The sequence below is a fragment of the Paenibacillus sp. Y859 genome (assembly GCF_056786405.1).
On sequence record NZ_JBXCIZ010000011.1, the window covers coordinates 67112 to 80675 of the forward strand.

Consider the following 13564-nt stretch of genomic DNA (forward strand, 5'->3'; position numbering starts at 1 on the left):
GTGCAGGAACCATTTTAGAATTCCATTACTTTGTTTACTGCAGTAATAATACGAGCTGGTGTTGGAAGCCAAGCATCTTCAATTTGTGCAAACGGATAAATGGTATCCGGACCCGCCACACGAAGAACTGGAGCTTCAAGGTGAAGAATAGCTTTCTCGTTAATTTGTGCAATAACTTCCGCTGCAATACCCGCGCTCTTTTGAGCTTCTTGTACAACAATTGCACGATTTGTTTTCTTAATAGATGTAACGATCGTATCGATATCAAGCGGACTCAATGTACGAAGATCAATGATTTCAGCTTTAATTCCACTCTTCTCCAACTCATCCGCTGCTTTGGTAGCTGTATGAACTGTCATACCATAAGATATGATCGTTACATCAGAACCTTCGCGAACGATGTTCGCCTTACCTAGTTCAACGGTATACTCACCTTCTGGTACTTCTGCACGGAATGCATGATACAAATTCAAGTGTTCCATGAAGAATACTGGGTCATTATCGCGAATTGCAGCAATCAAGAGACCTTTTGCATCATAAGGGTTGGAAGGTACTACTACTTTTATACCCGGAGTTTGAGTAATTAAACCTTCTAAAGAATCCGTGTGCAGCTCAGCTGCCTTTACTCCACCACCGAATGGTGTACGGAATACGATCGGAGAATTATAACGTCCTCCCGAACGATAACGCATACGTGCAGCTTGAATTACTATTTGATCCATTGCTTCAAAGATAAATCCGATGAATTGAATCTCTGCAATAGGACGGAATCCTTGAATTCCTAGTCCAACCGCCATACCACCGATTGCTGATTCAGCGAGTGGTGTATCAAATACACGATCTTCTCCGAATTCTTTTTGCAAACCTTCTGTTACACGGAAAACACCACCAACATTCCCTACGTCTTCACCGAAGATTAGTACATTCGGATCACGCTCTAACTCAACGCGCATCGCATCGCGAATCGCTTCTTTCATGTTCATTTGTGCCATCGCTTCATTATCCTCCTTAAACATTCACATTCAAATAAAAGTCATTTATTAAAAATGGTACGGATCTATTTTTATTCGAAATCAGCTTTTTGTTCTTCAAGATGTTGCGGTGTGTGTTCAAACATAGTGTCAATCAAGCCTGAAACCGTCATTTTTTCAACTTGTTCTGCTTTCTTGATCTCTTCATTTACTTTCGCTTTCGCTTCTTCTCTTACGCGAGCAGTGTCTTCTTCATTCCAAAGACCCTTCTTCTCCAAGTATTTAGCAAAGCGTACAATTGGATCTTTAACGCTCCATTCAGCTTCCTCATCTTTCGTGCGATACTTAGATGTATCATCAGACAAAGAGTGCGGACGGAAACGATACGTAACTGCTTCGATCAATGTAGCGCCTTCTCCATTACGACCGCGTTCAGCAGCTTGTTGAACAGCACTTATGACAGCAAAAATGTCCATACCATCAATTTTGATTCCTCTAATGCCTGCGGCAACTGCTTTGTGCGCAATTGAAAGTGCAGCGGTTTGTTTAGAGAATGGAGTAGTGATTGCATAACCATTGTTCTGTACAAAGAAAATAACAGGAAGTTTATATACGCCTGCAAAGTTCAATCCTTCATAGAAGTCACCTTCAGATGAACCACCGTCACCCGTATAAGCGATTGCCACTTGTTTCTGCTTCTTTAATTTGAAGCCCATTGCAATACCCATTCCGTGAAGGATTTGCGCACCAATAATAATTTGTGGCATTAATACGTTAACACCTTCTGGAATTTGACCTCCATGTTGGTGACCACGTGAGTATAGGAATGCTTGATAAAGCGGTAGACCATGCCACACTAACTGTGGAATGTCACGATATCCTGGACATATAAAGTCTTCTTTCTGAAGAGCGAACTCACTACCAACCATAGTCGCTTCTTGACCAGATACAGGAGCGTAGAAACCAAGTCGGCCCTGACGTCCTAAATTAACTGCGCGATCATCCCATGTACGAGTAAATACCATGCGATACATAATTTCTTTCAATTGATCATCGGTAAGATCCGGCATCATATCTTTATTAACAATTTCACCATCTGGAGAAAGTACAGATAATGCCTCTACTTCCTCTGCATACACTTCATAAGGAACCTTACTCATTTTCTTCACCTCGACAAAATAATTTGATTTATCATGTGCACCTGTTATAGGATTATTATACACCTGTTCTATACGTTCGTCAAAGGAAAATGCTAGTTAATTTCATTATTATTGATTTTTGTATATATAACAGGGTAATATAAGTAGTATAACAGTCAACATTTGTTCACTTCATTGTCTCTTAACAATTTTATCTTATCACTTTACTTATTGCAAAAATACACTATGAGAAAAGGGGATCATTCATGACCGATTCACGGTATTTGAAAAGAACCATAATTAAGGATCATATAACCAGTAGCTTCTTAAATGAAACACGTAACCTCCGTATTTACTTCCCACCTGGTTATAATGAGCTTGTAAGTTATCCTGTTGTTTATTGCCAAGATGGAGAAGAATTTTTTAATTTCGGGAGAATTGCCACTATTGCCAATCGCCTCATTCTCGATGAAGGTGCAGAACCTTTCATAATTGTAGGTGTTGAAGTGGACACATCGGTCCGAACGGCAGAGTATGCACCATTCGGGGACAGATTCCACAACTATATGAAATGCTTCGCTGAAGAGATTATTCCCTATGTAAGTGGCAAATATCCTGTAAGAACAAACCCAGATGACATCGTGATCGCAGGTGATTCCCTCGGTGGAAGCGTATCTCTTCATATAGCACTTCAATACCCACATCTGTTCACCAGAGTTCTTAGCCTGTCTGGTGCATACTATGAAGCATCTCAAGAAATCATTGCTTCTCAACAAGATTTGTCTTGGTTGAACATCTACATGATTGTCGGCCTACAGGAGAATGAGTTCCAGACCGATACCGGAGTATACAACTTCGTTCAACTTAACAGGGACACACAGAATCTGTTACAATCCCGTGGAGCACAAGTCCACTATGAAGAGAAAGACGGTCGACATCTTTGGGGTTTCTGGCAGAAGGAATTACCAGAAGCACTGTTATATTTCCTACAAGAATAAGGTTTTCCCTGCAACCGTGAATCCTAATACTCTTCTTTCTATAGAAGGAGAATTAGGGTTCATTCTTTCCGCTCCTCAATGATTACGCTTTCACTTCACCTTCAAAAAATGGCATGTTGTGACATGCCCATGGGTGCAAGTTCGAAAAGATGACTTTTTGAACTTCCTCTTTAATTGCGAGTTCAAAAAGTCAAATTTTCAGCACCGAGAAGATTGGATGAAGATAGGGAGTGAGGAGCGGAGCGTAGGCAGTACCTACGTGAGCACCGGAAAGACCGGCTGAATCCAATATTCGATGTCGAATACACTCCTTGCTATGCTTCGTGATCAAAAGATGACTTTTTGAACTTCCTCTTTAAGTGGAATTATAACTTTTCTTTCTTTATCTTGTCTAGCAATACTGAACAACCAGCGTCCATTAACGCGTATACCTCTTCAAAATTCCCTGTAAAGTATGGATCAGGCACTTCGCGTAAAGTCTCATTAGGTAATAAATCCATATAACTAATAATCTGAGCGTCTTCTCCTCCTTTTACTTTTCGGAGGTTAGACAGATTGGATTGATCCATACATACGACATAGTCGAAATTTGTAAAGTCTTCGCTTGACACTTGTCTTGCGACCATCCCTTCGTAACTAATACTCCGTTCATCTAATAACTTCCTAGTTCCTTCATGTGGAGGATGACCAATATGCCAATCCCCTGTTCCTGCGGAATCCACTGTAATCCGTTCATCTAATCCATCGATCTTAATTTTATCACGCAGTACAGCTTCAGCCATTGGTGAACGACAGATATTACCCAAACAAACAAATATTACGTTAATCATACAATCCTCATCCTTTTTTTGAATTCTGCTTCCCTTTAATTGTACCAACAATACTTAACATTTGTACAACCCTGCAATCTCAATTATACTTATCCCTAGGTTTCTCACTGCATTTAGAAGATAACTACATTGGAGGATCAATAACATATATGATACAGAAAAGAGTAATTATTTTCTCAGGAGGTCAACTCTATCCAGAGTACTTGAATGAGATTAAAGAAGATGACTTCATTATAGGTGCAGATAAAGGCGCATTATTTCTAATACATAATCATATTCACCCTCATTTATCTGTCGGTGACTTCGACTCCATCACACTACAAGAACAAGAAATCGTTTCTTCATCAAATGGTACAATGATTGCCTGCGATGCTTTTGACAAGAATCTTACGGATACTGAATTGGCCTTTGAATTAGCGCTGGAACAACAGCCTACTTCTATTTTACTTGTCGGGGGAACAGGTACTCGTCTCGATCATACTCTAGCTAACATTCACTTGTTAAATAGAGCATTAGAACATCATGTCTCACTGGCTATACTAGACAACCACAATTATATTACAATGACCAATTCTACTATTGAAGTCAAAGATCTAGGTTATACCTTTGTATCTCTACTGCCCATGACATCTGAAGTAACAGGAATTACATTACAAGGTTTTGTCTATCCTTTAGATCATGCCACTTTACGTCAAGGACAATCCCTCGGAATCAGCAATCGGCTTTCTAGCAATATCGGAAACATTACTGTCGAATCTGGATCACTACTTGTTATTCAAAGCAAAGATTAATAACTACATTTTTGTAACTATTCTTAATCTATAAGATACAAGCCGATAACACCTACTATAACTGGGTATATCGGCTTTTTTGTTGTTTTTATATGAACTCTAGCAATCTAACATTAAATTCTAATGAAATTTTAATAAAGTGGCTCTAACCATTGATATATTCAACCTTTTATGTAAAATACTAAAAATTAGGAGGTTACAAAACTGTTATACTTGGTCTCGTACCCAGAACAACAACAATAGAAACCAACTAACGGAGGTATTACAATATGAAAAAACAGACATGGACACATAGATTAGCAGTCGTAGGAATTTGCTCATCATTAGCTCTTACAGCAGCGGTAACGGTGGCTAGTCCAGTAGTCGAAGCAGCAACCACATCAACGGCAGCAACAACCAAAGCCAACAACATCGCTAACTACGGTAAAACCTTTTTGAAAATTCCCTATAAATTTGGGGCTTCAACTTCAACGACTAAATACTTTGATTGCTCATCTTTAATGAAACGAATTTACGGTAAATTCGGAGTGAATCTACCTCGTACATCTGTTGCTCAATCCAAGATGGGGGTTGCCGTTTCCAAAGCTAATCTTAAAAAGGGAGATTTATTATTCTTCTCAACTGGAAGTAGAGCGAACGGAAAGAATGTAACTCATGTTGGTATGTATGTCGGAAATGGTAAAATGCTTCATACTTATGGTTCACCAGGTGTAATGTACACAGAGATTAATAAGGCTCATTGGAAGAACACTTATTTAAAAGCACGTCGCGTTCTTTAGTATGTAATTGAATCTATCAAAACTTGATAAGAGTCACTTCATATTCAATATCTTATATTTCAACAGAGACGGCTATCGTTCTTGAAAAAGGACAGCATAGCCGTTTCTTTTTTTGCGCGTCCATTTTCACTCTGCAACTAACATATAGCCTATTCCACGTGAGGTTCGAATCATTTTATGGCGATGACCTTTATCAATCTTTAATCTCAAGTAACGTATATACACATCAACCACATTGGTCCCAAGCGAATAATCATATTTCCATACTAACTTCAGAATCTCTTCCCTACTACATACTTGATTCACATGTCTTGCTAAATACAGCAATAGATCATACTCTTTGGGTGTTAATTCAATATTCTGAGTATTACGCTTAACCCGACGACTTCTAGGATCAATATGAAGTTCACCTATCGTGATAGGTAGATCATTCTCATCATTTTTAATTTCTAGCAGATTAAATAGATTCCGTATTCGAACGAATACAATCTCCGTCTCAACAGGCTTCGTTATATATTCATTGGCTCCCGCAGCGAACCCCTCTACAATGTTCTCACTAAGCATCATGTTGGACAGAATCATGATTGGCAAGAAGCCCATCTTTGTTCGTAACTGCCTAATCACACTTAATTCATTCCCCGTACTTCCATAATCTAGTATCAACATATCAACCTCACGGATATCAACGTATTCCACTACCTCGTTATCATGACCTACCACGATCATTTCATATTTCTCTACCTTTAATGCTTCAATAATGGGTACAGCAGATTCGCCTTCATAATTCACGTAAAGGATCGTTTTATTCACAGATTCCCACCCGTTTTCCGCTAAAATGACAACGCATATGACGCTATCCCCTTAGTTTTCTCCAAAAAGAAAAATCCATCCCTCAACATTGAGGGATGGATCGTCATGGATGTTCTCATTTCATTAACTGATTAATATTATGCGTTCTTAGAAGCCCACTCTTCTACATTCCATTCTTTCGTTACCCAGTCTGCATAGAACTCTGGTTCATGGGATACTAGAACAACGGTTCCTTTAAACTCAGTAAGCGCCCGCTTCAGTTCAGCTTTAGCAAGAATATCTAAATGGTTCGTAGGCTCATCGAATAGAATCCAGTTCGCTTCACGCATCATTAACTTACATATCCGAACTTTAGCTTGCTCTCCACCACTCAACATAGCTAATGGACGTGTAATATGGTCATTTTTGAGACCTACACGCGCTAAATGCGAACGTACTTCACTTTGAGTAAGTGATGAAAATTCATTCCACACGTCATCAAGAGGCGTGATTTTGCCAGCAATCGCTTCTTGCTCGAAGTATGCTGGTTGCAAATATTCACCTAGGTATGTTCTACCACTTAGCGTAGGTATTTTTCCGAGAATGGTTTTGAGCAATGTAGACTTCCCTACACCATTACAACCAACGATAGCAATTTTATCGCCACGTTCGATCAACATACTCATCTTCGGAAGTAGAGGGTGAGTATAGCCAATTTCGAAATCAATCCCTTCGAACACGGTCTTAGCACTTGACCTAGATTCTTTGAAATGGAATGTTGGCTTGGTAGCTTCTTCAGGTTTTTCAATTCGATCCATCCGATCCAACTGCTTCTCACGACTCTTCGCCCGAGTAGAAGTTGAAGCACGTGCCTTATTACGATTAATAAACTCTTCTTGTTTCTTAATGTATTCCTGCTGTTTCTCATATGCATCGAAATGCTGATTCTTATTCATATCAGCCATCTCAAGGAATTTCTCATAATTCGCAGTGTATCTTGTTAATTTAGTAAATTCCAAATGATAAATAATATTCACGATTTGATTCATGAAGTCTGTATCATGTGAAATCAGCATAAAGGCATGCGGATAGTTCTTCAAATACTGTGTCAACCATTCAATATGTTCCACGTCCAAATAGTTCGTAGGCTCATCAAGTAGTAACACTGTCGGTTTCTCAAGCAATAACTTCGCAAGTAATACCTTCGTGCGCTGTCCACCACTTAAAGAAGCTACATCCCGATCTAAACCAATGGCCGTAAGCCCAAGACCTTGGCTCATCTCTTCAACTTTGACATCAAGCAAATAGAAATCACCAATTTCCAACTGTTCTTGGATGTCTCCCATTTGCTCTAGAAGTATTTCTAGCTCTTCTGGAGAAGCATCACCCATTTTGTTCGTAATCTCGTTCATTTCCTCTTCAAGTACCAATAGAGGTAAGAAAGCATCTTTGAGAACATCACGAACCGTTTTACCCGGTGTTAACTTCGTATGTTGATCCAAATAACCAAATTGAACTCGCGGAGTCCATTCCACTTTTCCGCTATCTCTGAGCAATGTACCCGTTAGGATGTTCATCAATGTCGATTTACCAACTCCATTGGCGCCTACAAAACCTACACGCTCCCCTTCCAACAATCGAAAAGAAACATCTTTAAACAACGTACGCCCACCAAAATTATGGGATAGATCCTCTACAGTTAATAAACTCATTTCTACTCTTTAACCCCTATCTATAATAAAAATCATTTGATCTCATTTGTTTGACCGTCAAGATTTGATTATAACATAAATAGAGGGTGTGACGAAACTATCATTTCTTATTCATTTCACTTTGTTAATGTGTTCCATTTGGCGCGTAATCATCATACGAAGATTTATTTGCATCATAGAAAACGACATCGCCATCTTGCAAGATGAATTGAACACCATAAGGATCGGTAATGATTCGGTCTCGCACTCCATCTGTACCATCAAAGCCTTCCATGTCCCACCATTGGTTATTTAACGGTCCATGAATATATTGCAGATGGGGTTTCTTTAGATCTGCGTTTCGAATCGTTTCAATATTGAAATTGACAGAGATATAACCTTTACGTAAAAAGATCGGTGAAGCTTCATCTAGTCGATTCGATCTGCCATAAGCGGCCAAGTCGGTTCCTTTGGCAACGACATAGACTGCAGCCGGTAAATTGTATTCTCCGTACCACTGTTGAATGGAAGCATTCGTTCTAACTGGACTTGCACTTGCATTGTCGGGCCTGTTAAATGTGTTAATGAATGTACGTAATGGGGATGAAAGTATTTCAAATCCATATCCACCTACTTACGTCTCTTCTTTTGCTCTTTTTTGGAATGCTGCTAAATACTGTGGCCTTGTGATCGACCAACCCGTATTCATATCATATATCGATCCGGCTGTGTTCACGATGTCAGCAACAGGAACATTGCGTAAGCGTTTATCAAGGATGATATTTCGACGATCTAAATCCGCAGCCGATCCGATCTTCACGAACTTTGCAGTGTCCGAATGGTAGTACAGATCAACTTCAATTCGTTTCGCAGGTGTTGAAGCATCGTTATCCTGGAAGTAATAAGTCGGAGTGATCCGAATCGCATCCTTATCTTCAAATTTGGAATCTATTTATTTCGATAACCGACTGTACAATCCAACGGGATATACCCATTTACTGCTGCGTCCTTCTCTGAGGTGAATACCTCCTCAGTTGTAAAAGAAGACACGCAAGCATTTCGATAGTAATAGTATTTACGTCCGTTCGCGATAATCCCGTTGTATACAGGTTGTTTCACGACACGGCTACCGCCCAATGCGTAGTTGTTATAATGCTTCTCTCCCATTGGAATTCCTTGTACGAATGCCAATACTCCGACATCATCAATCGTGTTATTCCATTCTTCTTGGCTTATGAGGGGAATCGTAAAGGTATATGCTACTCCGAGACGCTTGGAGAAATTGTTATATTGATTGATATAAAATTCAAGGTCTTGTTGTAGCAAGTTCACAATCGAGGTTCTACGTACTTGATCGAAATTATCGGCATTATGTAAGAGTGATATAGAAGTCTCTGAAGCAATTTCACTTCGAAAACCTTCAAACCATTTTTGATCTCCATTCCGGTTAACATTGACATAATCATCTAGTGTAAAGGCAAATGTATTTCCGTCTTGGTCCGCATAAGAATATGGTTTTTTAGGACTCCATACATGCTGGACTTCTTTCTCTCCCGAAGCATTACTATACTCATCCCAAGAATACACATAGTAGCCATCGTAGCCGACGATCATTAATGCTGGAACATAGTTCTTCAGCACACCTTGTCCATCTCGATCATTAAAAATATTGAAATTTAAATACAGCGTGTTGAAGAACGTTTGTACTGCTTCATCTTTATTGATTTTCACATTTTTTATCGTTTCATATTCCGTCTCATCTCGATGATGACCATTGCTTAACAACGCTTTGGCCGCATCTTGTGTCGCCGTATCAATTGCCCTGTTATATCGCATTTCGGTAATCAGGTTTTGGCGATGATGATCAAGATTAATATTGTTGAACACAAAGTAAGGTATAAGGATCAGAACAGAAAATATCGCGAGTTTAGTAATAGTCTTCATTGAGGACCATGCCTCCATATGGAATTACTATTGTTTCATTCGGGCTGTTGATACCCGCTGTAAGGAAGTCATTCATCAATGTTCCCATCGTTCGATTCGTATTTTTGACGGTCACATCGAAGAAGTCGCCGATTTTTAATTTATAAATCCGGGTAGGTGAATCTACAGGCTCACTTGAATTTATAGGAAATATTTTCTCATTGATTTGAGCATTAAAGAATTCCTCATAATGAACGTTGAATCCATCCTGGAACACACCATCATCACTGTACACAGGATCGTATCTCTTATGTCGATGAACCATTTGGATATCGTAGGTGTTCCCCGTTAAAGCCATTTGATCTACAAACTCTTTGTACATCGTAGGGGTCATATATCCCTTATCACGGACAGAATCCACAAAACGGGTAACTGAGTTGAGAACGACAACCTCAGAAATATCATCTTGTTTATTCAACGCACTGGATACAGGCCATATTAAGAGAAGAACAATCGCTATAATCGCAGCAAATACTTTTGCAACTGAATTGGACAAGATGAACATCCCCTCTAATTAAAACGTAACATCCTTAATACACCTTTAGAATCTCTTACATATGTAGGAGTATATTTTTTATTAAGATCAATAGCAGACACATTCAGTGTAGTTGGATCTAATGAACTGGAATAAATTAAACCATTCACTTCAATATCAACCCCAATCTCACTTATCGAATAAAGAGACTGCCTTACTTCAGCTCCGCTAACAGAATACTCCGTCGGTACCTTCAGAGTAGAATGCATATTTTTATCAGATAGCGTATTCATCTCGTACGTTTTCTGGATCGTATCCCCAGTCGTTATAAATAAGTATAAGGATACGGACAGAGACACAATGAACACAGAAACAGCAAAACTAAGACCAATGGCGTCAGATGCATTATTTTCAATATCGATTATAATCACCTTCTTTTATTGTTAGAAAGGAGATGTATCGTATACATCTCCTTTCTAATATTGAATGAGTACTATTATTTCTGTTTGAAGGTAATACCACGAATGACATTACTGTTATCTTTAACTACATTTGCTTCAAATTTACCGGATGGATTCACATAATCATTTTCGGATTCATTGCTAGCATGAGCAATAGTACCGGATGGCGCGGTTCCTTTAACAACAGATCCGTATCCGGGGTTTCCTGCTGGAGTTACAGTATCAATCGTTTGAAAGTACCATGAACCAAAATCGTTTTTACCTGTTTTAACTTCCACACCAAACTGACCTTTATCTTGAAACTTACGCAGAGCATTCAGCACCTGACTTCCTGATACCGTTGTGTTGTCATACACGGTAAAAGACGCTTGGGACATTTCAGTTTGAATATCAGCAAAGTTATTTTGTGCTGATTTGGTTGCTTCCTGTGCAGAGATAAACAGAACTACGACAATTGTGATCAAAGCAATGGTTAGAAAGATACCTGCAGATACTTTTAAAGCTGTTGAAGCGTTATTCATAATTTTTCCTCCTAAGTGTTTTTAATGGTGATCCTGTTTATAGTCTATTGATTTGATCATAGTACACACCCATTTGGGTAATGCTCATATAAATCAATGGAAATACTAAATAGAGAAAGATAATCGCATACAGTGGTGCAAAGCCGATCATTCTACCCCAGTTAGCTTTTGAATCAATGGTTCGCTCGTAATTTTGTTTACGCTGCTCATAATTGTAATTCCTCTCCGATTCGAGATCATCGAATGCTAGTTTAATAGGAATTCTTTCAACAGCTAACTGTAGACTTTCCACAGTCCTTACCAACGGTACAAAAGGTGCATCGTTCTTCAACTTTTCAAGTGCAGCATCTGCCCCACTCTCGAAGTTAATCACGCAGGTGTGAAGAGGTGCTTTAAATATGGAAGAGAATCGCTCCATCCATTCCAGAATGATCTCAACGGATACACGGTCAATTTCAGACAACATTGCAATAATAGTATGAAACTGATCCACTTCGTTTTGCATATCCATCGCTCTCATCTTCTTTTGGAAGATTAATATCCAATAAGGGATCTGGTATCCTGCCCAACCCATCCATACACAAATTAATATTTCCCACCATTTTAAATATTCAGAATCGATCTTCTGAACTTTTCGAATAATTCTCTCCACTGAAGAATTGAGAAGTGTATCGTTTGTAGCAACCTTCTGATCCAATTTCACCCCTTGAACAATACGTTCCTGTAACTGTTCTTTGCTCGCTCCCTTTACCTGCATAATGATGTTACTATCAAATTCAGTGAGGGATTGGGCATCCAGCAGGTCTTGATCTGACATTTTCCCAAATAAAGAACCGTTAGAAGTAGGCGCCTCCATCACATTTTTGATTGCAATGGAATGCATCGTTACAAAAGAGAACAACAACCCGAGTGCAAACACTAGGCTTAGTAAAAGACGGTGAAGAATATGCCAGTTCAGCGGATACCCAGCATTGGCATCTTTCAGCAACCTACTTATTTTGAAATATTCCGGTGAACTCTTAGTAGGTGTTAAACGAAATACTAACCAATCAACAATAGGTATTCGTAGAACTACTTTTTCCCATGGTCGCTTTCTCTCCACAGCAACATAAGTACCTTCTTGTTGATCTTGCATCTTTTTTAGCAATACATAAGAAAGCAATACTGTTGCAAAACAAACAATTTGAATAATAAAACCCATTTTGCTTGCATAAAACTCCTGCATAGCTGGAAACATCTTACCCGCCCATAATTGGATCGGCTTAGTGAAAATAATAGGTACTAATGCAATCACTGTAAGCCCCGAGAATAAATAATTGAGCTTAGATCGTTTTAGAATTTCTAAATTTATTTCCTCATTCAGTTTGTTTAAATTTTTCAAGTAAAGAGATCCTTCATCTACTTCCTTATCTCCAAACTCTTTCACTAGATAGGATAAACCGGCAAAAGATTTCAAAAATCGGTTCGGTGCAGAATGATAGTATTTCTCCAGTTTTTCCTCAGGACTTTCTCCATCATCTTTGATGATCTCATGGACCTTCCTTGCATGAAGACTTGCCTCAGAAGTTGTTGCATCAGCTGCTTCAATTAGAGCTTCTTCGATCATTCCGTATTGGTGATAGTGATAACGGATATCTTTATTAAGATCTCTCAGCTGTACTAGCAGACGATCTTCTACTCTATGAATAAAGGTATCGATCAACATGCCATTTACGACTAAGGCACTCAATAACAACATAAAAACAAAAGTGATATCTTGATTGATAAACAATAGAAGCAACACTGCTGCTGACATGATGCCCAGTGTTGAGAAAACAATCTTCATCGTCTCTCGGCGCATCGTCATTTCATCGTAAGAATGAATCGATTGCAATCTACGTCTTATTTTCAGAACGTATGCGCGAAGTATCGGCACCTTATAGTAGGCAAAGTATGAATCCTGCATTAAATGGTTAAATTTACTTTTCCAATTTGGTTTATTTGAACCCACAAGATCTTCATAACTTTTAAATACTTCACTGGAACCATTTCTATCGGCCCTTCTAGCCAAAAGCTTGACAATCATAAATAGGATGATACTAAGGGAAATAGAAAGTATTAATATGGTTAATGCAATAGCTTTCATATCCACATCTT

Annotated in this window: 15 protein-coding genes; 4 read left to right on the plus strand and 11 right to left on the minus strand. The window is 38.9% G+C overall.

The genetic code is table 11. The features are described from left to right. Positions 1 to 14: 14 nt before the first annotated feature. Both AC1TO8_RS18645 and pdhA read right to left on the minus strand, forming a co-directional pair. Positions 15 to 992, minus strand: coding sequence for an alpha-ketoacid dehydrogenase subunit beta (locus AC1TO8_RS18645; RefSeq protein WP_482057134.1), 978 nt, complete (start codon positions 990 to 992; stop codon positions 15 to 17). Positions 993 to 1063: 71 nt separating this feature from the next. Then, positions 1064 to 2131, minus strand: a complete 1068-nt coding sequence (gene pdhA / locus AC1TO8_RS18650) for a pyruvate dehydrogenase (acetyl-transferring) E1 component subunit alpha (RefSeq protein ID WP_482057135.1) — start codon at positions 2129 to 2131, stop codon at positions 1064 to 1066. 245 nt (positions 2132 to 2376) lie between these two features. Between pdhA and AC1TO8_RS18655 the strand changes: the two genes are divergently transcribed. Further along, the gene (locus tag AC1TO8_RS18655; RefSeq protein ID WP_482057136.1) at positions 2377 to 3108 is read left to right on the plus strand and encodes an alpha/beta hydrolase; all 732 of its coding nucleotides are present in this window, start codon (positions 2377 to 2379) and stop codon (positions 3106 to 3108) included. A 365-nt stretch (positions 3109 to 3473) separates the two neighbouring features. Here AC1TO8_RS18655 and AC1TO8_RS18660 read toward each other — a convergent pair whose 3' ends face one another. Next, a complete protein-coding gene (locus tag AC1TO8_RS18660) occupies positions 3474 to 3938 on the minus strand; it encodes a low molecular weight protein-tyrosine-phosphatase (protein ID WP_482057137.1) in 465 nt (154 codons plus the stop codon). Positions 3939 to 4087: 149 nt separating this feature from the next. Here AC1TO8_RS18660 and AC1TO8_RS18665 point away from each other — a divergent pair, with 149 nt between their 5' ends. Together AC1TO8_RS18665 and AC1TO8_RS18670 are read left to right on the plus strand one after the other, a co-directional pair. Further along, the gene (locus tag AC1TO8_RS18665; RefSeq protein ID WP_482057138.1) at positions 4088 to 4729 is read left to right on the plus strand and encodes a thiamine diphosphokinase; all 642 of its coding nucleotides are present in this window, start codon (positions 4088 to 4090) and stop codon (positions 4727 to 4729) included. Positions 4730 to 4998: 269 nt separating this feature from the next. Continuing rightward, positions 4999 to 5508 (plus strand): C40 family peptidase, encoded by a 510-nt coding sequence (locus AC1TO8_RS18670; protein ID WP_482057139.1) that lies wholly within the window; start codon positions 4999 to 5001, stop codon positions 5506 to 5508. A gap of 126 nt (positions 5509 to 5634) precedes the next feature. Here the strand turns inward: AC1TO8_RS18670 and AC1TO8_RS18675 are convergent, their stop codons facing one another. From AC1TO8_RS18675 to AC1TO8_RS18685, 3 genes are all read right to left on the minus strand, one after another. Next, positions 5635 to 6318 (minus strand): response regulator transcription factor, encoded by a 684-nt coding sequence (locus AC1TO8_RS18675; protein WP_482057140.1) that lies wholly within the window; start codon positions 6316 to 6318, stop codon positions 5635 to 5637. Between the two features lie 137 nt (positions 6319 to 6455). Next, positions 6456 to 8009, minus strand: a complete 1554-nt coding sequence (locus tag AC1TO8_RS18680) for an ABC-F family ATP-binding cassette domain-containing protein (RefSeq protein ID WP_482057141.1) — start codon at positions 8007 to 8009, stop codon at positions 6456 to 6458. Positions 8010 to 8133: 124 nt separating this feature from the next. After that, positions 8134 to 8448 carry a hypothetical protein gene (locus AC1TO8_RS18685; protein WP_482057142.1) on the minus strand — a complete coding sequence of 105 codons (315 nt, stop codon included), beginning with the start codon at positions 8446 to 8448 and terminating at the stop codon, positions 8134 to 8136. 64 nt (positions 8449 to 8512) lie between these two features. Between AC1TO8_RS18685 and AC1TO8_RS18690 the strand changes: the two genes are divergently transcribed. Beyond that, positions 8513 to 8833: a hypothetical protein gene (locus AC1TO8_RS18690; RefSeq protein ID WP_482057143.1), complete on the plus strand. Its 321-nt coding sequence runs from the start codon at positions 8513 to 8515 to the stop codon at positions 8831 to 8833. Between the two features lie 103 nt (positions 8834 to 8936). Here the strand turns inward: AC1TO8_RS18690 and AC1TO8_RS18695 are convergent, their stop codons facing one another. The 5 genes from AC1TO8_RS18695 to AC1TO8_RS18715 form a co-directional block, all read right to left on the minus strand. Next, entirely contained in the window at positions 8937 to 9932 is a 996-nt protein-coding gene (locus tag AC1TO8_RS18695) for a hypothetical protein (RefSeq protein WP_482057144.1), read from the minus strand. Further along, positions 9916 to 10467: a hypothetical protein gene (locus AC1TO8_RS18700; RefSeq protein ID WP_482057145.1), complete on the minus strand. Its 552-nt coding sequence runs from the start codon at positions 10465 to 10467 to the stop codon at positions 9916 to 9918. The genes AC1TO8_RS18695 and AC1TO8_RS18700 overlap by 17 nt, the downstream gene beginning before the upstream one ends. 14 nt (positions 10468 to 10481) lie before the next feature. Further along, entirely contained in the window at positions 10482 to 10877 is a 396-nt protein-coding gene (locus tag AC1TO8_RS18705) for a hypothetical protein (RefSeq protein ID WP_482057146.1), read from the minus strand. A 65-nt stretch (positions 10878 to 10942) separates the two neighbouring features. After that, complete coding sequence (locus tag AC1TO8_RS18710) at positions 10943 to 11428, minus strand: ABC transporter permease (RefSeq protein ID WP_482057147.1); 486 nt, start codon at positions 11426 to 11428, stop codon at positions 10943 to 10945. A gap of 37 nt (positions 11429 to 11465) precedes the next feature. After that, positions 11466 to 13559: a hypothetical protein gene (locus tag AC1TO8_RS18715; RefSeq protein WP_482057148.1), complete on the minus strand. Its 2094-nt coding sequence runs from the start codon at positions 13557 to 13559 to the stop codon at positions 11466 to 11468. Positions 13560 to 13564: the final 5 nt, after the last annotated feature.

Coding starts and splice junctions, on each gene's coding strand:
- AC1TO8_RS18695 (WP_482057144.1), bottom strand. CDS start 9,932: ATGAAGACTATTACTAAACTCGCGATATTTTCTGTTCTGATCCTTATA.
- AC1TO8_RS18665 (WP_482057138.1), top strand. CDS start 4,088: ATGATACAGAAAAGAGTAATTATTTTCTCAGGAGGTCAACTCTATCCA.
- AC1TO8_RS18660 (WP_482057137.1), bottom strand. CDS start 3,938: ATGATTAACGTAATATTTGTTTGTTTGGGTAATATCTGTCGTTCACCA.
- AC1TO8_RS18670 (WP_482057139.1), top strand. CDS start 4,999: ATGAAAAAACAGACATGGACACATAGATTAGCAGTCGTAGGAATTTGC.
- AC1TO8_RS18690 (WP_482057143.1), top strand. CDS start 8,513: ATGGAAGCATTCGTTCTAACTGGACTTGCACTTGCATTGTCGGGCCTG.
- pdhA (WP_482057135.1), bottom strand. CDS start 2,131: ATGAGTAAGGTTCCTTATGAAGTGTATGCAGAGGAAGTAGAGGCATTA.
- AC1TO8_RS18680 (WP_482057141.1), bottom strand. CDS start 8,009: ATGAGTTTATTAACTGTAGAGGATCTATCCCATAATTTTGGTGGGCGT.
- AC1TO8_RS18655 (WP_482057136.1), top strand. CDS start 2,377: ATGACCGATTCACGGTATTTGAAAAGAACCATAATTAAGGATCATATA.
- AC1TO8_RS18710 (WP_482057147.1), bottom strand. CDS start 11,428: ATGAATAACGCTTCAACAGCTTTAAAAGTATCTGCAGGTATCTTTCTA.
- AC1TO8_RS18645 (WP_482057134.1), bottom strand. CDS start 992: ATGGCACAAATGAACATGAAAGAAGCGATTCGCGATGCGATGCGCGTT.